The following is a 20,519-nucleotide window of genomic DNA, read 5'->3' on the forward strand; positions in this document are numbered from 1 at the left end:
TTATATAATAATAATAAATATAGACTCTAAGAAAAGAGTCAACCGAAAAAGACAAAGCACTCATCATGTTTTCCCAGAATTATTTTTCAGCATTATAGGAGGTCATACGATGGCAGTTAAAGTAGAAAAGTTAAAAGTGAATTATAAAACTCTGGAAGAGTTTAAGAAATTTAAAGAATATGGTGTCCAAGAATTATCCATGCTTGAAGACTTGCAGGCAAATATTATCGAAAACGACAGTGAATCACCATTTTACGGTATTTATTTCGGTGATACCCTGGTTGCTAGAATGAGCTTATATCAACGGAATGCCCGATTCGATCAATACTTCGATCCTCCCCAGAATTATCTGGAGCTATGGAAGCTTGAAGTATTACCAAAATATCAAAACAAGAACTACGGGAAAGCTCTAGTGGAGTTTGCCAAAAACTTCGGTTTGCCGATCAAGACAAACTCCCGCATCAAATCCCAAGGATTTTGGGAAAAAATGGGCTTTGAAGCTGTCACATACGAAGTGGAAAGAGATTTAGGAGAAAACCCTTATGTCTGGTTCCCTGAAGGTGTAAAAGAACAAAAAATCAGTTAACACAAAAAAAGGCTTGCTCAAATATTGTTGAGTCAGCCTTTTTTCACTTTATTTATTCAACCTTTGTAAGTTTCCGTTTTTATCCATCTGGAATTTCACTTTGTCCTCGTTCCCTTGAAGTAATGCCATTTTTCTAGCTTTTTCAAAGATAGCTAATAATGATTTGTGATCTTCTTCCAGGAGATTGAATTTTTCTTCATATTCTCTCAACTCCTCTTCCGCTTCTTTGAGCTTATCCTGGAGTTGTGAAATTTGTTCAGACAGCTGACTGTTTTCATTCCTTACTGCCTCTTCGTTTCGAACGGCTTCTTCCGCTTTTTGGAGATACTGTATCATACTTCCCATAGAAAATGCTTCAGGAGCTTCCGATGTACTCTCTACCTTTGGAATTTCCTGTTTTCCTTCAAACACCTTCGCTGATGGTGAGTGCTTTTTAGTTTGTTTTCTTTGTTTTTTGGCAAGTTCGATTCCCGACTTATACTGTTTACGGACAAACGAATTCCAACGAAAGCCGCATGCCGCCGATGTTCTGGATAGTTTTTTTCCTACTTCATCAAACGCCTGCAGCTGAGTTCCTCCTTCGCGTATGTGACGCAATACCACTTCAGCTAATAATACATCTTCATCCTGGCTCCAAGCATCTTGTCTATTTGAAGACATTTCCATCCCTCCTGTTTGATCAGTTTCTCCATACATATGCTCTTACTAGAGAAGATAGAATCAGCATCACTCTTTTTTACATATAAAGAAAAAGAACAGGCCAATATCTCACCTGCTCCACTCGGAAATACTCTATTTAGTTCAGGAATTCTTCTACAGCTTCATGATGTTCATCACGTGCCCATAGCTTTGAGCACCTTTGAATTTCACTTAAAATATTTCTCTCTATTCTTTCCTTATCCCATTTAGCAAGAAGTTGACATTTATATGCTGCCAAGACCCCTATAGATTTCGATGAGATCATGTTAAACAGCGGACTTTCCTCCAATGGGACATTGTGATCCACTACTTCATCTATAAATCCCAAATCAAATAGTGCTTCTGCGTGTTCCAATCGTGCTGTCATTAAAAGAGAAAGCGCCTTTGATGCCGGGAGTCTTTCAAGGAGCAAGGTCCCTCCTCCCCATCCGGTAGTGATGGCAAGATTTCCTTGTACAAATCCCAGTTTCGCGTTTGTTTTCGCAATTCTGAAGTCACACGCAGTAGCGATTTCGCACCCACCGCCAACCGCAGTCCCATTAATGAAAGCGATTGTAGGTTTCGGCAAAAAGGCAAGCCTCGTAAGAAGTCCGCCCATTTTACTAAGCATGCCATAACTCTCTGTTTCTGTTTTGAGATTGTGAAATTGTGATAAATCACCACCGGAACAAAAAGCACGATCACCACTTCCAGTTATCACAAGAGCCTTTACATGATCGTTATGAACACTCTCTTCCAATGCCTTCTCAAGTCCATCCATCACTTCATAGCTCACTGCATTTCGCTTTTCAGGTCGATTGATGATAAACTTCAATATTCCATCAGCATTCATATGTATTAAATATTCTCCCAATTTGATCCCCCCTATTTTTCTTACTTATAGTGTATGGTTTTCCCCTTTGGTTGAACAGGCATTTCTTCTTAAAAACAAAAAAAGCGTGAAGAGCCATGGTCTCTTCACGCTTTTATGCGCTGTAAACGATTATTTGTTTACAACTTCTTTTCCTTTATACGTTCCGCACTCTTTACAAACACGGTGTGCTAGTTTCATTTCACCACAGTTTGGGCATGCTACCATACCAGGTACACGTAGTTTGAAGTGTGTACGACGTTGTCTTTTTGCTGTTTTAGAAGTTCTTCTAAAAGGTACTGCCATTCTTCCCACCTCCTTAAAAGAGATTCATACTCATTATGAAGCCAGTCGGACTGGTACTTCGCTTTTAAGAGTTCTTGTTTTGATCAAGAAGTTTCGCTAAGTCAGCGAGTCGAGGATCCACTTTCTTCTCTTCCTCTTCTTCGACTCCATGAGCTTGTTCTTCCGTCATCACTTCCCAGTTCTTACCGGAAGGCATCTCATCTTGTTCTCTCGCTTCATCGCTGATTACTTGCATTGGAATCTCAAGTAACAGCAATTCTCTGATAGCCGGTTTTAAATCAATAACATCACCTTGTATACGATGTACTTCCTCTTCCTCATACTGATCATAATCAGCCTCATTAAGAAGATACGTCTCAATCGTATGAATGTCAACTGGTAAATCAACATCCACAAGGGTTCTTGAGCAAGGTAACACTAACTTCCCTTCTATATGAAGATGAAAAGTGACACGGTTTGAACCGATATCAGCCTTTCCAGACACTCGAATAGGTGAGACTTCTATAATTTGGGGATCGACTTCTTTCAGTTCATCCAAATTAATTGTTTCGTCTATGGAAAGTCCCTTGTCTCTAAATTTTTGTAATTGTATTATTGACCATTTCAATGTCATCACCTCAAGGCAACAAAGGTAATTATAGCTTTCATAATACCGTTTGTCAATATTTTTTCTTTACACTCTTTTTAACCATAGTGTTGTCATTATAACGTTTAATGAGGAGGCCTTTCAAATATTTTATAACATTCGTTATGATTCTTTCAAAAAAGGGGAGAATTTATATCATTTCCTTATATAATGAACATAATAAGCACGAATTAAGCATTAGAAAGGATGTGGGAATAACATGAGAGCCACAGGTGTGGTAGTAGAATATAATCCCTTCCATAATGGACATTTACATCATTTAAGAGCGACTCGCACTGCAACGGGTGCAGATATTGTGGTGGCGGTGATGAGTGGACATTTCCTCCAACGGGGAGAGCCTGCACTTGTTTCCAAATGGTCCCGAACAAAAATGGCTTTAGATGCCGGGGTGGACGTGGTGATCGAGCTCCCTTATAGCTTTGCCACACAACATGCGGAAATCTTTTCAAGGGGAGCCATTGCGCTTTTAGATCAAATTGGATGTGAAAGCTTCTGCTTTGGAAGCGAGGACGGAGATATTGAAGCCTTCTCCAATACACTTCGCTTTATCAAGTCCAATCAAGAGCAATACGATCAATACATAAGGGAATTCATCCAAGAAGGAATGAGCTATCCATCGGCACTTGCCGATGCATTCAAAAAGTTAGGAAATCAAGAATCTGTCATCGATCTAAGTAAACCAAACAATATTCTGGGATTTCACTATATGGAGGCAAGAGATCTCCTGTCATCATCTCTCAAGGCGTATACCATTACGCGTGAATCCGCAGGGTACCATGATGAACACTTTGCTTCACCTTCGATTGCCAGTGCGACCAGTATTCGCAAAAGTATATTTAACACCGATGATCAACATGAGATCAGTTCTTATCTTCCAGAAAGTTCTGTAAAAGAACTGGATAAATATGTACACGAATTTGGTGAATTTCATAGATGGGAGAACTATTGGACTATGCTTCAATTCAAACTTCTCTCCTCTTCAAAAGATGAATTGAGAGACATATATGAAATTGAAGAAGGTATTGAAAATCGGATGGTAGAGTATGCAAGACACTCTCTTTGCTTCGAAGAATTCATGATTAAGCTTAAGACAAAGCGATATACGTGGACACGTCTCCAACGAATGCTCCTTCATATTTTAACCGATACGCATAAAGAAGATATGCGAGAGAGACACGTTGCCCCCGGGTATATACGCCTGTTGGGTATGAATGAGAGAGGCAGGGAATTTATCCGAATGCAGAAAAAGAACTTGTCCCTTCCACTGATCAGTAAGCTTTCAAGTGCGGACCCACGATCAATAAAATTAGATGTCAAGGCTGCTGAAATTTATTCATTAGGTTTGCATGATCCTGCTTCGCGGAAAAAACTGCTGACCAAGGAATGGTCCCAGCCACCTATCATAATCTAGCCAATCATAGCTCCTAAACAAAGAGACTGCCCTTCATTTAAGGCAGTCTCTTTGTTTATTTTTCTATTGATTGAAGGAAGGCCAGTGCTTCATCAAACGTTTTCACTGGTATCACCTTCATATCAGTTCCGATATCTTCTGCGGTCCTTTTGGCAGCAATATAGTTTGATTCGAGGTCAGGGTATTTTTCCTTCATTTCCTTTGTAATGGTTTCATCCGGGGCTAGGAAATATTCAGCTCCGGCTTTGTCAGCAGCGATTATTTTTTGTTCAATGCCACCGATACGCCCCACTTCCCCATCTTCTGAAATGGTTCCGGTTCCAGCTATCCTGTGTCCTTTGGGAAGGTCTTCCTCCGTTAGTTGGTCATAGATTTCCAAGCTGAACATCAAACCGGCAGAGGGCCCTCCTATCTCCTCGGTCTCAAGCGTTACAGGTGGATCTGTAATGATTTCTTTATCATCGCTCAATGTTATACCAAGACCGATTTTATCGGGCATATCCGGAAATGCTTCCAAAGGGATCGTTTCAATCTTCTCCTTCTTATTTCGAACGAACGTGATATCCACTTTTTCCCCTTTTGATTTTCCACTTACATAGTCGATGAATTCCTGTGAAGACTGAAACGTTTGACCGTCGATGGCGGTGATCCGATCCCCGGGCTTAAGGACATCTTCAGCAGGCATGGATGGGTATATATTCAATACATATATCCCTTTATAGTTGTATTCATATGGTTTACCGGCTTTTTTAAACGCTACTTCAATTGCATGACTTTGAGAGTTATTCATGAGCTGCAGTTGACGTAGATTGTATTCCTCATCGCTTTCGTGAGGACTTCTGATTTCATCGACGGGAAAGATATATTCGTATTTTCTTATGCTGGCCATTAAATAGGCATAAATATTCGCTCTTCCCATTCTTACTGTTGTCAGCATCAATTCCCCGTCATCTTTATATCCATTCTCCACGTGGACGATTGGATCAAGTTCATGGGCACTCCCAGGCTTCGTAACATAATAAGGGAGATAATAAAAGGAACTGGCAACCATAATGATGGTCATGATGACCAGCGTTCTTATTAACGTTTTCGTTTTCATTATTCTTTACTCCTTCCAATTGTTTAGAGCTTCCTGAATTGAAGGAATAACCTTCTTCGCTTCTTCTTCTCCCATATCGATGATTTCCTCAATATTTTTAAAGGCTCTAGTGCTGTACATTTCGACGTGTGGCCTGATCATGAAATCGGAAGCAAATTCCCGGTGAGCGACAATTTCTAATTGTAAGATGTCAATGCTTTGCATGATGACGTCATAAATGGTGGTGATTTCTGCATTTCGTTTTACGTGTGATACATCGACTCCTATAACGATATCAGCTCCCATTTCTTTTACAACTGAGACCGGGACTCGATCGATCACTCCTCCGTCCACCAACAAACGGCCATTTATCTTTTCAGGAACAAAAATTCCCGGTATGGCGATGCTTGCCCTTACAGCACTCGCAATGGGACCCGTGGTAAACACAACTTTCTCCCCGTTAGTAATGTCTGTTGCCACTACACTTACAGGGATATTTAAATCTTCGATATGTTTATTATGAGTGAAAAGCTGAATGAATTCTTTTATTCTTTTACCAGAAATGAAGCCCATTTTCGGAACGGTAAAATCTAAATAATATTTCCTCCTGAAGGTAGTGGAAAGCTTATATAGATCCTCCATCTTATGACCCACCCCATAGAAGCAGCCAACAAGTGCCCCCATGCTGCTGCCTGCAATCATATCAATCGGGATGTTCGCATCATCAAATGCCTTTAATACCCCTAAATGAGCAAATCCTCTTGCGCCACCCGAGCCGAGGGCTAATCCGATCTTTGGTCTATCCATGCCCTTCCCCCTTTTCCCGAGTTCTCGGTATAGTCATCATATGGTCTATTTCAATTATGTATGAGTATATTGAATAATATGAGGACAAGTTGAATTAATCTCATTTTATCATTGTTTTCCCGTTTCACAAGGGATTGAAATAGTAGGAACCTATTTTATAAGGGGAGGAAGTCCGGTTGTACAAATCTAAATTAAAAACCTTGGCTTTATCCATTAGTGTTACGATATTTGCTGCATCTCTCATCCTGATGCCAGGGGAGTCCCTCGAAGCATCCATCAGGGGACTCGACATGTGGTGGGAAATCGTCTTTCCCTCTTTATTGCCCTTTTTTATCGTCTCTGAGATGCTAATCGGTTTTGGTGTGGTCAAATTCATAGGGGTAATGCTGGAACCTTTGATGAGACCATTATTCAGGGTCCCGGGAGTTGGAGGATTCGTGTGGGCGATGGGAATGGCATCTGGATTTCCAGCAGGGGCTAAATTGACAGCACGATTACGTCAAGAAGAACAAATTACAAATGTTGAAGCCGAAAGGCTCGTTTCGTTCACAAACTCATCCAACCCTTTATTTATATTCGGTGCTGTCTCTGTGGGTTTTTTCCAAAATGCTACCCTCGGGATCGTATTGGCAGCTGCACATTATATTGGAAACGTATGTGTCGGGATCATCATGAGGTTCTATGGAGGATCAGATAGAAATGATGTAAGGAAGGAAACTTCCAATAAAAAAGGGTTCATCGTCAAAGAAGCCTTTTCCGCTCTTCACAAGACTAGACTTGAGGATAAGCGTCCAATTGGGAAACTGCTGGGGGATGCCGTTACTTCATCCATCCAAACATTATTGATGATTGGTGGATTCATCATCTTATTTTCTGTCATAAATAAAATGCTGTATCACCTTCACATCACGACCTTTTTGGCCGAGGGTTTATCGACGTTATTCCTTCTATTTCGTTTACCTGAACAGTTAAGTATACCGTTAATCTCCGGTATGTTTGAAATTACGTTGGGATCAAAGCTGACAAGCGGTGTCACTGAAGCCACCCTCCTTCATCAAGCGATCATCACAAGCTTTATCTTAGGTTTCAGCGGGTTCAGTGTCCAGGCTCAAGTGGCAAGTATTCTGGCTGAGACAGATATTCGGTTTAAACCGTTTTTCTATGCGCGCTTTGTTCACGGACTTGCAGCCTCTGTCACCACCATCCTCATTTGGAAGCCTATTTATGAGCGGTTTTCCAATGAGCAGCTATCCAATGCCATACCGGTTTTTGCCAGGCATAACGACGCATTTTGGACCGACATGCTTTATTGGTTCAAATCAGCAGGTCCCATTATCACGATTTTAAGTCTGGTTGTATATATGATCCTATACGCTCAGAAAAGGAGTGTATAAAAGAACGAAAGGGTTGATCCCTATAGACCATTCTTATTTTCACAATGCGTGATAATTTGAGGTCTATAACCGGATCAACCCTGTTTAAATTAGTTATCCTGATATTTCTTCTTTAATGATTCTTCCACTCGCTTTGGTACCAGCTCTGAGATATCGCCGCCATATTTAGCCACTTCCTTCACGATACTGGAACTTAAGAAAGAATACTGATTATTTGTCATGATAAAGAACGTTTCGATTTCATCATCAAGGACTCTGTTCATAGATGTAATTTGCATTTCGTACTCAAAGTCCGAAACCGCCCTTAATCCTCTGATAATCGCTTTAGCATGAACATTTTTCGCGTAATCAACTAATAAACCCTGAAAAGAATCGACTACTACATTAGGTATGTCGCGAGTGACTTCACGGATCAACTCAATTCTTTCCTCTACTGAAAATAGTGGTTTCTTTGAAGAATTATTTAGCACTACTACGTGTATTTGATCGAAAACTTTGGCACCACGCCTGATAATGTCTAAATGTCCGTATGTAACAGGATCGAAGCTCCCTGGACAAACTGCTATACTTGGCATATTCATACCTCCCGGCTCTTTTTCATATTCCTCAATCATTCTCCCCTGGAAAAAATCGAAATCCTGATGATTCCATATGTCTCTTCCCTTATCTTCCTCAGGCTTCCGATGCTTGCTTGCAAGGATATCTCAGATCCATGCTCACACATGACGTAACCGCTTTCATTTAGAAGGTTGTGTTCGTCGATGAATTCCAGGAGTTGCTGAAGTTTTTGTTGTTTATATGGAGGATCCAGGAAGATATAGTCAAAGACTATTTCTCTTTTTAATATCGCCTTTAACGCTCTTGTGGCTTCATTTCGGTATACTTCACTTTGATCCGACAGTTCACAATCATGAAGATTGGTCTTTATGGTTTGAAATGCCTTGACATCCCTATCCACAAAAATGACGGAATCAAGCCCTCGACTTAAAGCCTCAATACCAAGTCCGCCGCTTCCTGCGAACAAATCCAATCCGGTCCCACCTTCAAAATAGGGACCTAACATATTAAATATTGACTCTTTCACCTTATCTGTTGTGGGCCGTGTTCCACTTCCAGGAACCGCCTTTAACGGCCTGCCCTTTAACGTACCTGATATGACTCTCATAATCATCCACCATATATGTATTTTTTCTTCCCTATCCTATCATATCTCGACACATATCGCCACATTCTAAAATTGATACAAAAATGTATAAAATCATTTTGATAGGTGATAATGAAAGTAACAGCATCCTAACTGATGTTGTTGCCAACCGCGGAGAAGACTTACGATTCCCCATAAGTTCTTCCTCCGGTTTCTCCTCTCCCTTTGCCTTCTTTCCAGAGATGGATATAGAAGGACCCTGCAGAAAGTTCTGCAGGGCTTTTTTACTTTTCTTTTACCAATTTGATGACTTGATCATTTTCTACGACATCTACTTTAAACAACTTCTCCAACCACTGGATATCTATATAATCAGAATCCCCTATCGTTTGAACCGGCTTAACTAATACACCGTAATTTTCCTCGTTATAAATAAAGTAGTCTTCATTGACATAAAACCTTAATGAATTCCCATTTACAGTTGTTAAGAATACACCCGGCTCTATCTCTCTCATCTCGAAACCCAAATCTTTAACTGTTTCGGCAAACTGAATGTACTTTTTTTGTTGGAATAAAAGATATGATAATTCCTTTGATTCCTGATTGATTATAATAGGCTTATTCCCATGAAGGATGAGAGTTTGATTCTCATTCCCCTTCCCCTTCCCCTTCACACTGTCTGCAAAGAATGAGGACGTAAAGCCTGTCACTTTGCTTACTGCATCATCCAACATGATATGATCAACAGTAGGATTCTTAACCATTTGTCTAAGCTCATCCCACTCTGAAGGGCTTAGTCCATCTTTCAACTGTTTATATGCCCACGCCGATTGGCCAGTAGGTGGAGCATCGTTTAAAAGGAGGCCGACAACCACTTCCTTCAACCAAGCATCATCGTCCCTGGAGGACATTGTTTGATATAGCAAACTTCGCCTGATATTGTTGATCTGATCTCCTCCGAAAGCACCGCCCATCACAATGAGGTGTGGCGATTGAAACGGTTTGATTTTTTTGGTTTGGATGATGGTGACGAAACCGTCATCGGAATCCAGGGAATCCAGGGAATCTCCAAAATCTGTGGGAACCCCTTCCTCTGTCAACATCCTTACTGCAGACGATCTTTTCTCTTTCCACGCGTTCTTTGTCCATAGTAAATCCGATGGTTGACCCTCTCCACTGAAGAAATAATAATCAATATAATCCAGCTTCTTATGGCTGGCAGATTGATACCCTGCTATCCAATTTCCGGTTCTAAGACTCTTTTCTGTTAACTGAATAACTGTACTTGAAGTTGAAACACCAGAAAACACAGGAAACCAATCCCTTAATAGGATAAACCCAGCTTCAATCGACGGATGAATCGTATAGGTAACGGTGATTTCCTGAGGCTCAACATTTAATGTACTAATTTGAAATTCACCGTTTTCTTTCGTCAAACAATTCTTCCCATCCTGATTCTTACAAGTAAAGTTCTCTGCCCCATCCGGCCAATAAATGGTCATAGAATCTGGAACCGAAGTTGGAAAGTGAATCGTTTGGTTAACTTTAAATTTTCCATTTTGATGAACGATGGAATAAGATTGATTGACCTCGACAGTTCCTGTTTCTACGGCACTCTCAGTACGAAAGCCCATCCATTGAAAAACGAGGATGCCTGAACTAATAAGGATCATCAATAATCCGAATGTAATGAAAAGACGTTTCATACCCTACCCCTTACCTCTTTATGCTACTTCAAGAATATCAGATGTGGATAAGAAATAGGGGGACATTTTTGTGAAACATTATCATAATCGTTAGATAAGAATCTTTACTTATGTCGATAGGTTTGAAATAATAAGGAATTGATTAACTCGGTAAGAAAAGGGGAATGAAAGAATGATTCAACGATTTATTGAATTAGGTGAAGGATATTCAGATATTTATGAACTTGTGGAACTTGCGAGAGCAAATAAAGAACGCCTACAGCATATGTTAGCGTTCCATACTGTTGTGAAAGAACGAGCGGTCACCTCTCTCGCTCTTGTGATGGAGCCTACAGAGGAAGGAAAATTTCAAGCCATCTATATATGCAGAGAAGGAATTCCGAACCCAAATATGAAACCGAACCAGCGATACTCTTTATTTGAGGAAACCGCTGCGAAACTTGATAAGGTGATTATTCAAATGGATGTGAAGCCCTCCACTCTATTTCCGGAGACTGACCTGTATTATCAACATCTGATCGCCATTTTGCGATTAAATCATTATATCCTGCCTTTACAGTAAACGTGTCATACATGAATGTTAAAAGGAAGGGAAACGGTTCTAATATATGAAAAAAGCTGCCAAAACATACTCTTTGGCAGCAATCACTAAAATCCCATTTTGTAATCATATTCCTTCGCTTTGTCCGGTCTGGAATTTTCAAACACAGACTTGATGAATGGTTTAAATGATGGATCTACTTTCTTGACATAAGAATAAGTCGATATTCTCTCCATCACAGAGTCGATTTCATCCTGATTACAGTACAGTACAACATATTTCATTTTCTTCGATACATAATGAACATTCCCAAATCGTCTAAGGGATTTGGCATGTTTCAAACTATGTAACCAAACAACTAAACCTTGTCTTTCTGTTAACATATAGTTTCCCCTCTAGGAATCACTTTTTATTAAGTCTAGCATAATCACGTGGGGGTAAGCAATATGTAATGGTATGAACTATCATGAAATAAGGTGTATAGTGAATACTACATACTGTAGTAGAGAACGGAGGACCTCCATGGACTTGAATGTGATTTGGGACTTTTTCATCGAACATTTAAAAAAGGAGGAAGGGATTGAAGAAGCGCATGTTAAATGGAGCGCAGGCATTCCTTTCATCTATATTCGATCCAAGAAAGCGAAAAGTGATATTGAGTTCTGCATCAAGAAATGGTCGGCAAAGGCGATGCGGGGAAAGAGACTGCATTCTGATACCATTTTCTTCAGGGAAGAGGAAACTTTATACGTTTATCGACATAGGTTCTATGTCCCCCAAGAAAAAATGTTTTGCTGCGGGAACCTTTGTGTTGATTGTGTCAGATTAAAATAATGCTTTATAAAAGAGCGGACCCATTTAGGTACGCTCTTTTTACATATGATTTACGCTGAACATCCGCAGCTGCCGCCTGAACCACAGCCTCCACCACATGATCCCCCACTTGAGAAGAAAGGGTTTCCTGAAGGAACCTTTACATTTTTAGAAACGGAATGTCCAATCATAAGGCTCACTTGATCAAGGAGATCTTGTAACTCGTTTTCGGCTCTTCGGAACTCTGCTACATTCTCATCAAGATCCATTTCCCTTTTAACTTCACGGATTTCTTTCATGATGGTTTTGTAATCAGGGTGATATCTGCCGAAACGCTGAACTTCTTCGTAACTCTCTTTCATCCGGGAAAAGGTTTGTACCTTACGCTGGGTTTCAGAGTTGTTGCGAAGTTTATATAAAGACTTTCGATAATTTTCTGCCACATCAGATTCTAAGATCCACTGAGATAACTCGTCAGCTGAATCCAAAATCTCCATTCTTTCTATAGTAGCAAGCATAACGCCCACCTCCGTAAACATTATTTTAACATGTTTCACAGAAGGAAGCGAATATGCTTGTCTGAAACTTTCAGATCCATTAACTCCTTGGACGGTTATAAATCAAAAACATACTCGACACTATTATGTGACTGGATTGCGCTTACTTTATTGAATTGTGACATAAAACTGCTTTTTCAATCCTAATGATTTGTTATTCTTGCCTACGATTTCGACGTTTAAAAGATGCACACCTTTCGGTAATCCTTTTACTACGAAAGCTGCTGTATGATATTCCTTATACAAATTACCTGTATTGGAACGAACGACAATTTTTCCTTTTTTCGCACCTTTTTTTTCTGAATTAAACGTAATCCCAGGTACAATGCATTCAATATACACTTGATTACCTTGAACCATATGTTTAATGGAAACAGATTTCTGCTCCGTATTGGCAGCTTCCACTTTTTTTGTGAATGTAAAGCTTTCTGGTTCTGGCATCTTTTCTTTACAGCCGCTTAATATCAACAATAAACCAATCGAGAACAACAATCGTTTCTTCATCGTTTACACCACTCCTTACCTATAGCCTTGCCCAATCGACACCCATTTTACTCAAAGAACTCGGTTGTCTACATAGAGTGGTGGCAAAAAAAATAGCACCTTAATTATCGGCACTATTCATTGATTGAAACATACTGATCATCATGGAAGCCATCTGAACTCCATTCGAGAATTTCTGTACCCTGTGGGGAATCGTTTTCTGAAAATGATTGATTGAAGCTATCTCAAATTTTTCTAATTCATTGGGATTTCGGGAAAGTGTACGGTACCACTGGGGTTGATCTCTGAGGAACAATTTCAAATCTTCTTTTGTATAAATGTATTCTATGATGTCTGCTCTCATGTATTTGACCTCCTCCTAATCTTTTCGGAACGAAAAAGGATGGGAAGGTTTGGATGGCGTTTCCGTTTTGGTAGCAGTTCCCGCCCCCCTGCTGTTGCCGGATTGAAATTGACTGAGCACACCCTGGACCGCCCCAAGTGCTTCACTTAAGCTGTTTATATGCTGCTGCAATTGATTTGCATCCATTTTCTTCACCATTTCCCCCACTTGATCCATCCATCCCCCTTTATTCTCCTGAGTAGTTGATGGTGTCTCATTTCCTTTCGAGGATTCATTCTTATACTTATCCCATCTAGTGTCTTCTTCGCCAAGCAAATACCAATCTTCAAAGAGATCCTGCCAATCCGCATCTCCATTTCGTACGTCTTTTACGATTTTCGGATGTTTTTTCACAAATCCTTTAAATTCTTTCACTTTTGGGTGTAATGATTTTCCCATTTCATGAACACCTCCATTACAGGCATCTACCTATTACACTTTATGAAGAAACGAAAAGAATGGTGATACATTCCTTTTTGTAGTAATATGCATATTGACGCATTTGTTTACTTAACTGACATCGAGACCGTGAATACTAAAAAAGGATGAATAAGAATGAAAGAACAGGTAGAAGAATTATTCAAAGAATGTCTATCAGAAGCAACCGATGAGGACCTCCAAATCATTAAGCAGCTGCTTGAAGGCGTACAACGAAAGTGCAACAGGGAGAATGGGTCAATTATCGGCGGAATTTTCGCTATGGATAGGGAAATGAAGGATGGACACCTTGAGGTAAGCATTCCAATCACACCCGTCACCCACAATTCATTGGAGATTGTTCATGGAGGTGTGACGGCCACATTAGTGGATACAGCTATGGGGACGTTGGCAAATATGATGCTTCCAGAAGGATATGGGGCGGTAACAACAAACTTAAATGTCCATTACTTGGCGCCAGGGGTAGGTGAACATCTTACCGCTCATGCGGAAATCGTTCATCAAGGAAGCAAAACCATTGTAGTGGATGGAAAAGTGGTCAATTCCGACGGAAAGCTCGTGGCAAACTCAACCGGTTCGTTTTTTATTTTCAAAAAAAAGCAATAATGCAAAAAGTGGAATCCCCAAACAATGAAGGGGATTCCACTTGTTTATTCTTCCTCTTCCTTCTTTTCGATAAAATTCTGGGTATAAAATCTTTTGTATACCCCTACGCCAAGATGCGTGAAATTCTGTTCTAACATGATCTTCCTGTGACCCTCTGAATTGAGCCAGCCATGCACCGCTTCCGGAGCATCAGTATATTGAGAGGCGATGTTTTCTCCTGCAGCCTTAAATGGTACATCCTCCTGATCGAGTCGCTGTGAAAGATCCCCGAGAGTAGGTGAATCATGTGAGAAGTAATCTTTTTCATACATTTCCTGACTATGCCCTCTGGCTACCTTGGCTGTATCCTCGTCCCACATGAGGACATCTTGATCGAATTGATGTCTGATCACATTTGTAATATCAAAAATCTGTTGTTCACTGGCCGTGTTCACCTTATCCCATTCGTCTTCAGTTGGTTCCATATCCTCCGCCAGTTCACCCCGATACATCATCTCATAAGGATGCATCTCAATCAGTGTCGGGCCATCCAGAAAGCGGATACTCGTCAACCTTCCTGTAAATTTATCCAAATAAAGCTGGGCAAAGATATTTCCGAGTGGAACGAGCAGACGAGTATTCAAGTCTTCTTCGTTCAATTCAAATTGGTAGGAACCTGAATCATCGTTTACCACAATTTCAGAATCGACAATAGTAAAACGATAAATGTCCTCCAATCGCTGACCGAGTTTATAAGGGGCAACATCCACTTGATTTCCTATTGCAAAGAGTGTCACTACCTTATGATTGACAACGCCCATTTGTATGTATTGTTTATTTGAAATCGGATATACCCACCATTCATACCCGTAGGAACTCGGCTCGACCCTTTTAGGTTCACCAAAAGCTTCTTTCAGCTTTTTTGTGTCTTTGCCAATCCAGATCGATAGACCGGAATTAGGTCTTTCTCCGGGTGTTTCAATTGTAGGGTTTAATTGGTTATCTTTGTTTTCTTTTAGAGTTTGGGTTTCTGGTCCCCTTAATGGTTCGTTTTCCTGCTTTTGACCTTGATAAATTCCAATAATTAAAATAATGACAAGAATGATCAAAATACGTAAAACCGTTCTCAGAGTTTTCCCTCCTCTCTATTTTCACAATAAGATATTTCCACCATTACTAGGTACAGTATACCACTAAAGTTGTTGCTATAAATGGAGTCTCCAATCAAGAATAGCATATTTTTCTTCGTTCTAAAACTGACCTACCCGTTTATTCACTGCCGTACATTAAAACAGGGGTGATCGTGTTATGAACATGATCACCCCTTTACATTAAAATGGTTTATTTCTGAAGTTGGATTCGGAAATATTCTCCAGAGCAACATATGCCTGTCTACCTAACGATTCCCTAATGGCCAGATCCCCCAAGGAAATCATTCCAACTAAGCAATCTCCTTCCACAATGGGCAGTCTCCTGATCTGATTCTGGGCCATGATATGCGCGGCTTCCTCAGCTGAAGCCTCAGGACTTAGCGTAATCAAATGTTTACTCATAATATCTTCTACTTTTGAGGAAGCAGGGTGTTTTTCTGCAATACAGCGGAGGACAATATCCCTGTCTGTCATCACCCCTACAATTTTTTCCCCATCAACAATGGGGATGGATCCAATATTATGTTCTTTCATTTTAAGAGCGACCTCATACACATTGTCGAGTAATGAACAGGTCTCAACATCCTTTGTCATCATATCCTTGATTTTAGTCAAGTTAATCATCCTCCCGGGTTGAACATTTGCTCTTATATTTTTCAACTTCATCGAGAAAGATATTCGTCTTTTAAAAAATCGCCATATTCAAATGATTCAAGACATTGCAAGATAAAGATTTTTCCACTATTATTAAGAAGGAGAAATACCGCATTTAGTATCACTGTACATACACCGATATAAATGCTTCTAACATACGGACAGCATGGGGCGAAAATAACTTTGATATCCTCATGCAGACCAATATAGGAGGAAAAAATTATGCGTTTTGAAGCAACAGAGTTTGAAAGCTTAAAAGTGGATTTAAACCGATTAGATGAAATTATGGAATCTCACGGCCTGGTCCGTGCCGGTCAATGGGACTATGAGCGTGTGACCTATGATCGCAAGTTCGAAATTAGAGAAGGTATTTTCTACTTACGAATCCAAGGTCTTGCTGTCGAAGGAGATATCGGGAAGCATGACGCTGTTATTCAATTGATGACCCCTCTACTTGGGAAACATTACTACCCTCACGGAGTGGAATATGGTGAAGGGGAAGAGTTCCCTAAACACCTAGTCACTTCATGTGAAAAGCTATTAGCGGATGTTAAGAAGGATGCTACGAACTTTGCATGGTAACATACTAAAGACTGTCTGGCTTACAGACAGTCTTTTCTTATCCTCTTCATTCCGTGAATTCAAAGAATCCCTTTATTATCAATGGTTACAAAACCTTCAAAATTTCACTTTCTTCCCACTGTTCATTCTTCTCTGTCTCTAATATAATAATATGTAAGAGGTTCCTGTTAGAAAGGGGTACACAATTGTCCAAGTTCTTCACTAAAAAAGTATTAATGATCTCTTTGATCATCTTATTGATAGCATTAATCACTTTCTTTATTCTACCGGTTTCCGTAACGCTGATTACTGCAATCATCACCGCTCTTTTTCTGGAGCCAGCTGTCGGCTTCATACAAAAACGCTTTTCAACTAAACGGAGATTCGCAGTTCTGTCCGTTTTCATATTGTTTTTGCTCCTCATTAGCGTTTCTTCGTTCTTCGTCACCACTAAAGTCGTGGGAGAAGGAATCAAACTTATCGAAGATGCACCCAAATACGTTAATCAACTAAGCGATATCTGGCTGGATTATGAAGATCGATTGCTGAATGCAACTGAAGACCTTCCAGATGAATTGGTAAAGAGTTTCAGCGAGGACGTCCAGAGCTTTCTAAACAGTGGCAAAACAAAGATTCTCAATTCTTTCAACATTGAAAGAATCAGCCTGTTCTTGTCGTATATTCCAAATTATCTGGTAAGCTTTCTCGTCTACTTGATTGCACTCTTTCTATTCATGCTGGATTTACCCAGGATTAAGAAATCCATTTATGGTCACCTGACAGAGAGAACAGCTGAAAAAGTTACCTTTATGACGTCAAGGCTCACCTACGTCATATTTGGATTCTTTAAAGCTCAATTTCTCGTAAGCATCATCATCTTTATCGTCTCCTTGATCGGACTTCTCTTCATTGCTCCTGACGTTGCAATCGTGATGTCCATCATCATCTGGGTGATTGATTTCATACCACTGATTGGATCCATCGTAGTACTTGGTCCTTGGGCAATCTTCCATCTGTTGACGGGTAATATTGCTCTCGGCACCCAATTAGCCGTATTGGCTGCCATACTGTTGATCATTAGAAGGACCGTTGAGCCTAAAGTGATGGGAAGTCACATCGGATTATCTCCACTAGCCACACTGATTGCGATGTATCTCGGTCTCAAACTCTTTGGTGTGTTGGGATTCATCATCGGTCCATTGTTACTCATCGTGTTCAACTCTGCTAAAGAAGCCGGTATCATTAAAACCAATTTCAAATTATAAAAGGACAAATCCCAAATCTGGGATTTGTCCTTTTTATATCTTGAAAGATAAAATACGCTGGGACATGACTACATATATCCCATTTAAAGACGAATTATCTGTACTAATGACCTTTCTAGGTCTCTTGTTGCCCGATTCCGCGCAAGACTTCGCTTCCTCGTCGCTGTCGCACCTCTAGGGGACTCACCTGTCTGGCTCCGGCGGCTAACCCCTCTGGTCATAAGCTAAATGGTCCAAGAAGGCAAAAAACACCTTCTTAAGCCCATTCAACTAATGCTTGTCGGTGCTGTGCAAGCCGCCTAAGCTTTTCGTTCAATCCGCAACTCCCGTAGCAGTCTTCGCCTTGCACTCCAATTAACAACTAGAACCTGATATATATACTAAGTATGCTTTAGCTATAACAATAAAAAATCCGAACGATTTCGAATTTCACAAAAAAATTTCGGAAATCGTTCGGATTTTACTTTGACTAAAACCTTTTGTCCCAGCCTCTTTTGGATTAATAACCGAGGATGGCTCTGATTACTGAAGTCGTTTCTCCGCCTTTGTAAAATACGTAAAGAAGCAAATAGACCGCTACGCCTGTGATGGCTGTAAAGAACCAGATGAAGCTCGTTATCGGACCGAGTTTGCGATGTTTTTTAAGCTGGTCCTTATATCCAGTCCAAAGGCTCAGGATACCAAACACGGCACCAACCGTTGCCAACGTAATATGAAAGACCAGGAAGATCGTATAATAAACTTTGATATCATCTGGACCGCCAAATGATGTGTTCCCGATAAAAATTGTCCTGCTTAAGTAAATAACGAAAAAGATAAGGGCAAAAATCCCCGCAAGTGTCATCGTTTTCTGGTGCTGTTCGATCTTTCTCTGATTTATCTGCCACCAGCCTATTGCCACAGTGACAGCACTTAAAACGATAAAGCTTGTACTTATCGTAGGTAATATAGGTAAATCCATCTCATTTCCTCTCTTTTCTAAAAAATTCTTACATGGAACTTACAAGAAGCAAAACTAAAAAAATATGTATGTACAGGGATAACTTCACCTGGCTATTCCTGTACCATTTTTATTGCTCCTGTAAGGGTGAATCTGCTATTGGATCATAAGATTGCTTCTCCTGTTGCTCCTGGTCCTTTTTATACCAATGGAAGAATAAATTGAAAAGAACCACCCCAAATACTATTTCCTGAACAATTTTCATCAGAACTCCACCGAGCTGTTGATCGTTGATCGTTGACATGGACGTAAATAATTCCGGTCCGGTCAGTGTCAGGCCATCGAGTGTATTCACCGGTACACAAAGAGATAACGCTTTAAGCCATTCATTTGGATCATAGTACGTTGCATACATGGGATTTTCTGCGAAGATGATCAATCCGCATGCCGGGGTCAATAACACGGCGCTTCCAAGTATATAACCGATCCTTTTTAAACCACTGAGCTCAATATCTTCATCGGCGGGATTGATTAACGGCCACCACATAAATACCGCAAGAATGAACAATACAAACGTGGTCAACCCATGAAGGGTGACATCGGTTCGAACGTTGTCAAAGATCAATGGAATGTGATAAATCGAAAACACCAAATTAAATGACAACAATGAGATCAGCGGCTTCGTCATAAAACGGAATATCTTTCTGACAACCGGCAATTCAATAATTGCCTTCCATAACCAATCCGGTATACCCAATATCAATAATGGAGTGAAGACTAGATATAAAAAGGCCATCTGCGTCATGTGAGCAGAAAACAATATCCCACTGAGCACCTCAACAGGAGAGCCCTTAATAGCGTAGAGCAAGACCATTGAAACAAGGAAAAATCCTGCTTCTTTACCAGTCAATTTTCTATTATCCTTAAAGCTATCCTTCCACTTTACCGTGATCAAAAAGTAGAGTACAGTCAAAAACACTAACGTCATGAGAAAAAACGGGCTCCATAACGCCATAAAACCGAAAATAGCCAAATGCATCTTCTCACCTCATTTCACAATTAACACCTACCCCCATTATACTGACAACCCTCCCACACTTCAACGCAAGGTCATGACAAGTTCTTGAACAATTAAAAAGCGTAAGGGGCTTGCCTTGGGGCGACAAGCATAAGATGAGTCACCCGGAAAGGCGTTCTTTGCCTTTTTGGGTGACTTGGCTTATGACCTCGAGCCCCAAGCCCCTGGAGCTGGTCAATCGAAAAGTGGAGGCGGCTTGGGCAGGCCCGACAAGCATAAGGCGAATCAACCGGAATGGCGCTCTTTGCCATTTTGGTTGATTTGACTTATGACCTCGAGGGACTAGCCGCCGGAGCTGGACAACCGAAAAGTGGAGGCGGCTTGGGCAGGCCCGACAAGCATAAGGCGAATCAACCGGAATGGCGCTCTTTGCCATTTTGGTTGATTTGACTTATGACCTCGAGGGACTAGCCGCCGGAGCTG

Annotated in this window: 26 protein-coding genes; 8 read left to right on the forward strand and 18 right to left on the reverse strand. The window is 40.5% G+C overall.

Annotated features, from left to right (window positions below; genetic code table 11):
• Window positions 1-109: 109 nt before the first annotated feature.
• Window positions 110-586: an N-acetyltransferase gene (locus LCL96_RS10005; RefSeq protein WP_224941223.1), complete on the forward strand. Its 477-nt coding sequence runs from the start codon at window positions 110-112 to the stop codon at window positions 584-586.
• Between the two features lie 48 nt (window positions 587-634).
• On the opposite strand, the gene LCL96_RS10010 is transcribed toward LCL96_RS10005, so the two are convergent.
• The 4 genes from LCL96_RS10010 to LCL96_RS10025 all read right to left on the reverse strand — a co-directional run bounded on the left by LCL96_RS10010 (window position 635) and on the right by LCL96_RS10025 (window position 3,048).
• Window positions 635-1,246: an RsfA family transcriptional regulator gene (locus LCL96_RS10010; protein ID WP_224941224.1), complete on the reverse strand. Its 612-nt coding sequence runs from the start codon at window positions 1,244-1,246 to the stop codon at window positions 635-637.
• Between the two features lie 136 nt (window positions 1,247-1,382).
• Entirely contained in the window at window positions 1,383-2,138 is a 756-nt protein-coding gene (locus LCL96_RS10015; RefSeq protein ID WP_224941225.1) for an enoyl-CoA hydratase/isomerase family protein, read from the reverse strand.
• A gap of 129 nt (window positions 2,139-2,267) precedes the next feature.
• Entirely contained in the window at window positions 2,268-2,441 is a 174-nt protein-coding gene (gene rpmF, locus LCL96_RS10020) for a 50S ribosomal protein L32 (RefSeq protein ID WP_044337494.1), read from the reverse strand.
• A gap of 64 nt (window positions 2,442-2,505) precedes the next feature.
• On the reverse strand, window positions 2,506-3,048 hold the full coding sequence (locus LCL96_RS10025; RefSeq protein ID WP_318246411.1) for a YceD family protein: 543 nt from the start codon (window positions 3,046-3,048) through the stop codon (window positions 2,506-2,508).
• 238 nt (window positions 3,049-3,286) lie between these two features.
• On the opposite strand from LCL96_RS10025, the gene LCL96_RS10030 reads away from it, so the two are divergent.
• Window positions 3,287-4,498 (forward strand): nucleotidyltransferase, encoded by a 1,212-nt coding sequence (locus tag LCL96_RS10030; protein WP_224941227.1) that lies wholly within the window; start codon window positions 3,287-3,289, stop codon window positions 4,496-4,498.
• A 55-nt stretch (window positions 4,499-4,553) separates the two neighbouring features.
• Here the strand turns inward: LCL96_RS10030 and LCL96_RS10035 are convergent, their stop codons facing one another.
• Both LCL96_RS10035 and LCL96_RS10040 read right to left on the reverse strand, forming a co-directional pair.
• Window positions 4,554-5,597 carry a SepM family pheromone-processing serine protease gene (locus tag LCL96_RS10035; protein ID WP_224941228.1) on the reverse strand — a complete coding sequence of 348 codons (1,044 nt, stop codon included), beginning with the start codon at window positions 5,595-5,597 and terminating at the stop codon, window positions 4,554-4,556.
• Window positions 5,598-5,603: 6 nt separating this feature from the next.
• A complete protein-coding gene (locus LCL96_RS10040; RefSeq protein WP_224941229.1) occupies window positions 5,604-6,383 on the reverse strand; it encodes a patatin-like phospholipase family protein in 780 nt (259 codons plus the stop codon).
• A 176-nt stretch (window positions 6,384-6,559) separates the two neighbouring features.
• Between LCL96_RS10040 and ylbJ the strand changes: the two genes are divergently transcribed.
• A complete protein-coding gene (ylbJ, locus tag LCL96_RS10045; protein WP_224941230.1) occupies window positions 6,560-7,777 on the forward strand; it encodes a sporulation integral membrane protein YlbJ in 1,218 nt (405 codons plus the stop codon).
• 89 nt (window positions 7,778-7,866) lie between these two features.
• Here ylbJ and coaD read toward each other — a convergent pair whose 3' ends face one another.
• From coaD to LCL96_RS10060, 3 genes are all read right to left on the reverse strand, one after another.
• Window positions 7,867-8,352, reverse strand: coding sequence for a pantetheine-phosphate adenylyltransferase (coaD, locus tag LCL96_RS10050; protein ID WP_224941231.1), 486 nt, complete (start codon window positions 8,350-8,352; stop codon window positions 7,867-7,869).
• A gap of 35 nt (window positions 8,353-8,387) precedes the next feature.
• Complete coding sequence (rsmD, locus tag LCL96_RS10055; protein WP_224941232.1) at window positions 8,388-8,942, reverse strand: 16S rRNA (guanine(966)-N(2))-methyltransferase RsmD; 555 nt, start codon at window positions 8,940-8,942, stop codon at window positions 8,388-8,390.
• Window positions 8,943-9,205: 263 nt separating this feature from the next.
• Window positions 9,206-10,627 carry a hypothetical protein gene (locus LCL96_RS10060; protein WP_224941233.1) on the reverse strand — a complete coding sequence of 474 codons (1,422 nt, stop codon included), beginning with the start codon at window positions 10,625-10,627 and terminating at the stop codon, window positions 9,206-9,208.
• 172 nt (window positions 10,628-10,799) lie between these two features.
• Here LCL96_RS10060 and LCL96_RS10065 point away from each other — a divergent pair, with 172 nt between their 5' ends.
• Entirely contained in the window at window positions 10,800-11,189 is a 390-nt protein-coding gene (locus tag LCL96_RS10065) for a methylthioribose kinase (RefSeq protein ID WP_224941234.1), read from the forward strand.
• 86 nt (window positions 11,190-11,275) lie between these two features.
• Here LCL96_RS10065 and LCL96_RS10070 read toward each other — a convergent pair whose 3' ends face one another.
• Complete coding sequence (locus LCL96_RS10070) at window positions 11,276-11,551, reverse strand: YlbG family protein (protein ID WP_044337505.1); 276 nt, start codon at window positions 11,549-11,551, stop codon at window positions 11,276-11,278.
• A 139-nt stretch (window positions 11,552-11,690) separates the two neighbouring features.
• Here LCL96_RS10070 and LCL96_RS10075 point away from each other — a divergent pair, with 139 nt between their 5' ends.
• On the forward strand, window positions 11,691-12,002 hold the full coding sequence (locus LCL96_RS10075) for a hypothetical protein (RefSeq protein WP_224941235.1): 312 nt from the start codon (window positions 11,691-11,693) through the stop codon (window positions 12,000-12,002).
• Window positions 12,003-12,052: 50 nt separating this feature from the next.
• Here LCL96_RS10075 and LCL96_RS10080 read toward each other — a convergent pair whose 3' ends face one another.
• The 4 genes from LCL96_RS10080 to LCL96_RS10095 all read right to left on the reverse strand — a co-directional run bounded on the left by LCL96_RS10080 (window position 12,053) and on the right by LCL96_RS10095 (window position 13,823).
• Window positions 12,053-12,499 (reverse strand): YlbF family regulator, encoded by a 447-nt coding sequence (locus LCL96_RS10080; protein WP_224941236.1) that lies wholly within the window; start codon window positions 12,497-12,499, stop codon window positions 12,053-12,055.
• A 147-nt stretch (window positions 12,500-12,646) separates the two neighbouring features.
• A complete protein-coding gene (locus LCL96_RS10085; protein WP_224941237.1) occupies window positions 12,647-13,042 on the reverse strand; it encodes a hypothetical protein in 396 nt (131 codons plus the stop codon).
• A gap of 100 nt (window positions 13,043-13,142) precedes the next feature.
• Window positions 13,143-13,385 carry a YlbE-like family protein gene (locus tag LCL96_RS10090; protein WP_224941238.1) on the reverse strand — a complete coding sequence of 81 codons (243 nt, stop codon included), beginning with the start codon at window positions 13,383-13,385 and terminating at the stop codon, window positions 13,143-13,145.
• A 15-nt stretch (window positions 13,386-13,400) separates the two neighbouring features.
• The gene (locus LCL96_RS10095) at window positions 13,401-13,823 is read right to left on the reverse strand and encodes a YlbD family protein (protein WP_224941239.1); all 423 of its coding nucleotides are present in this window, start codon (window positions 13,821-13,823) and stop codon (window positions 13,401-13,403) included.
• A 156-nt stretch (window positions 13,824-13,979) separates the two neighbouring features.
• Between LCL96_RS10095 and LCL96_RS10100 the strand changes: the two genes are divergently transcribed.
• The gene (locus LCL96_RS10100) at window positions 13,980-14,468 is read left to right on the forward strand and encodes a PaaI family thioesterase (protein ID WP_224941240.1); all 489 of its coding nucleotides are present in this window, start codon (window positions 13,980-13,982) and stop codon (window positions 14,466-14,468) included.
• A 44-nt stretch (window positions 14,469-14,512) separates the two neighbouring features.
• On the opposite strand, the gene LCL96_RS10105 is transcribed toward LCL96_RS10100, so the two are convergent.
• Complete coding sequence (locus tag LCL96_RS10105) at window positions 14,513-15,556, reverse strand: CAP domain-containing protein (RefSeq protein WP_224941241.1); 1,044 nt, start codon at window positions 15,554-15,556, stop codon at window positions 14,513-14,515.
• Window positions 15,557-15,778: 222 nt separating this feature from the next.
• Window positions 15,779-16,213 (reverse strand): CBS domain-containing protein, encoded by a 435-nt coding sequence (locus LCL96_RS10110; RefSeq protein WP_224941242.1) that lies wholly within the window; start codon window positions 16,211-16,213, stop codon window positions 15,779-15,781.
• A gap of 261 nt (window positions 16,214-16,474) precedes the next feature.
• Here LCL96_RS10110 and LCL96_RS10115 point away from each other — a divergent pair, with 261 nt between their 5' ends.
• Window positions 16,475-16,834 carry a YugN family protein gene (locus tag LCL96_RS10115; RefSeq protein ID WP_079531576.1) on the forward strand — a complete coding sequence of 120 codons (360 nt, stop codon included), beginning with the start codon at window positions 16,475-16,477 and terminating at the stop codon, window positions 16,832-16,834.
• Between the two features lie 185 nt (window positions 16,835-17,019).
• Window positions 17,020-18,078, forward strand: coding sequence for a sporulation integral membrane protein YtvI (gene ytvI, locus LCL96_RS10120; protein ID WP_224941243.1), 1,059 nt, complete (start codon window positions 17,020-17,022; stop codon window positions 18,076-18,078).
• A 499-nt stretch (window positions 18,079-18,577) separates the two neighbouring features.
• Here the strand turns inward: ytvI and LCL96_RS10125 are convergent, their stop codons facing one another.
• Window positions 18,578-19,039, reverse strand: a complete 462-nt coding sequence (locus LCL96_RS10125; RefSeq protein ID WP_224941244.1) for a DUF420 domain-containing protein — start codon at window positions 19,037-19,039, stop codon at window positions 18,578-18,580.
• Window positions 19,040-19,148: 109 nt separating this feature from the next.
• On the reverse strand, window positions 19,149-20,057 hold the full coding sequence (ctaG, locus tag LCL96_RS10130; protein WP_224941245.1) for a cytochrome c oxidase assembly factor CtaG: 909 nt from the start codon (window positions 20,055-20,057) through the stop codon (window positions 19,149-19,151).
• Between the last annotated feature and the right edge of the window lie 462 nt (window positions 20,058-20,519).

This window comes from Rossellomorea aquimaris, from assembly GCF_020172085.1.
Lineage (GTDB): Bacteria > Bacillota > Bacilli > Bacillales > Bacillaceae_B > Rossellomorea > Rossellomorea aquimaris_E.

What these genes read in the sequence shown, in the direction of transcription:
- LCL96_RS10005 (WP_224941223.1), top strand. Translation starts at nt 110, where the DNA reads ATGGCAGTTAAAGTAGAAAAGTTAAAAGTGAATTATAAAACTCTGGAA.
- LCL96_RS10010 (WP_224941224.1), bottom strand. Translation starts at nt 1,246, where the DNA reads ATGTCTTCAAATAGACAAGATGCTTGGAGCCAGGATGAAGATGTATTA.
- rpmF (WP_044337494.1), bottom strand. Translation starts at nt 2,441, where the DNA reads ATGGCAGTACCTTTTAGAAGAACTTCTAAAACAGCAAAAAGACAACGT.
- LCL96_RS10030 (WP_224941227.1), top strand. Translation starts at nt 3,287, where the DNA reads ATGAGAGCCACAGGTGTGGTAGTAGAATATAATCCCTTCCATAATGGA.
- LCL96_RS10035 (WP_224941228.1), bottom strand. Translation starts at nt 5,597, where the DNA reads ATGAAAACGAAAACGTTAATAAGAACGCTGGTCATCATGACCATCATT.
- LCL96_RS10040 (WP_224941229.1), bottom strand. Translation starts at nt 6,383, where the DNA reads ATGGATAGACCAAAGATCGGATTAGCCCTCGGCTCGGGTGGCGCAAGA.
- coaD (WP_224941231.1), bottom strand. Translation starts at nt 8,352, where the DNA reads ATGCCAAGTATAGCAGTTTGTCCAGGGAGCTTCGATCCTGTTACATAC.
- rsmD (WP_224941232.1), bottom strand. Translation starts at nt 8,942, where the DNA reads ATGAGAGTCATATCAGGTACGTTAAAGGGCAGGCCGTTAAAGGCGGTT.
- LCL96_RS10060 (WP_224941233.1), bottom strand. Translation starts at nt 10,627, where the DNA reads ATGAAACGTCTTTTCATTACATTCGGATTATTGATGATCCTTATTAGT.
- LCL96_RS10065 (WP_224941234.1), top strand. Translation starts at nt 10,800, where the DNA reads ATGATTCAACGATTTATTGAATTAGGTGAAGGATATTCAGATATTTAT.
- LCL96_RS10070 (WP_044337505.1), bottom strand. Translation starts at nt 11,551, where the DNA reads ATGTTAACAGAAAGACAAGGTTTAGTTGTTTGGTTACATAGTTTGAAA.
- LCL96_RS10075 (WP_224941235.1), top strand. Translation starts at nt 11,691, where the DNA reads ATGGACTTGAATGTGATTTGGGACTTTTTCATCGAACATTTAAAAAAG.
- LCL96_RS10080 (WP_224941236.1), bottom strand. Translation starts at nt 12,499, where the DNA reads ATGCTTGCTACTATAGAAAGAATGGAGATTTTGGATTCAGCTGACGAG.
- LCL96_RS10085 (WP_224941237.1), bottom strand. Translation starts at nt 13,042, where the DNA reads ATGAAGAAACGATTGTTGTTCTCGATTGGTTTATTGTTGATATTAAGC.
- LCL96_RS10090 (WP_224941238.1), bottom strand. Translation starts at nt 13,385, where the DNA reads ATGAGAGCAGACATCATAGAATACATTTATACAAAAGAAGATTTGAAA.
- LCL96_RS10095 (WP_224941239.1), bottom strand. Translation starts at nt 13,823, where the DNA reads ATGGGAAAATCATTACACCCAAAAGTGAAAGAATTTAAAGGATTTGTG.
- LCL96_RS10100 (WP_224941240.1), top strand. Translation starts at nt 13,980, where the DNA reads ATGAAAGAACAGGTAGAAGAATTATTCAAAGAATGTCTATCAGAAGCA.
- LCL96_RS10115 (WP_079531576.1), top strand. Translation starts at nt 16,475, where the DNA reads ATGCGTTTTGAAGCAACAGAGTTTGAAAGCTTAAAAGTGGATTTAAAC.
- LCL96_RS10125 (WP_224941244.1), bottom strand. Translation starts at nt 19,039, where the DNA reads ATGGATTTACCTATATTACCTACGATAAGTACAAGCTTTATCGTTTTA.
- ctaG (WP_224941245.1), bottom strand. Translation starts at nt 20,057, where the DNA reads ATGCATTTGGCTATTTTCGGTTTTATGGCGTTATGGAGCCCGTTTTTT.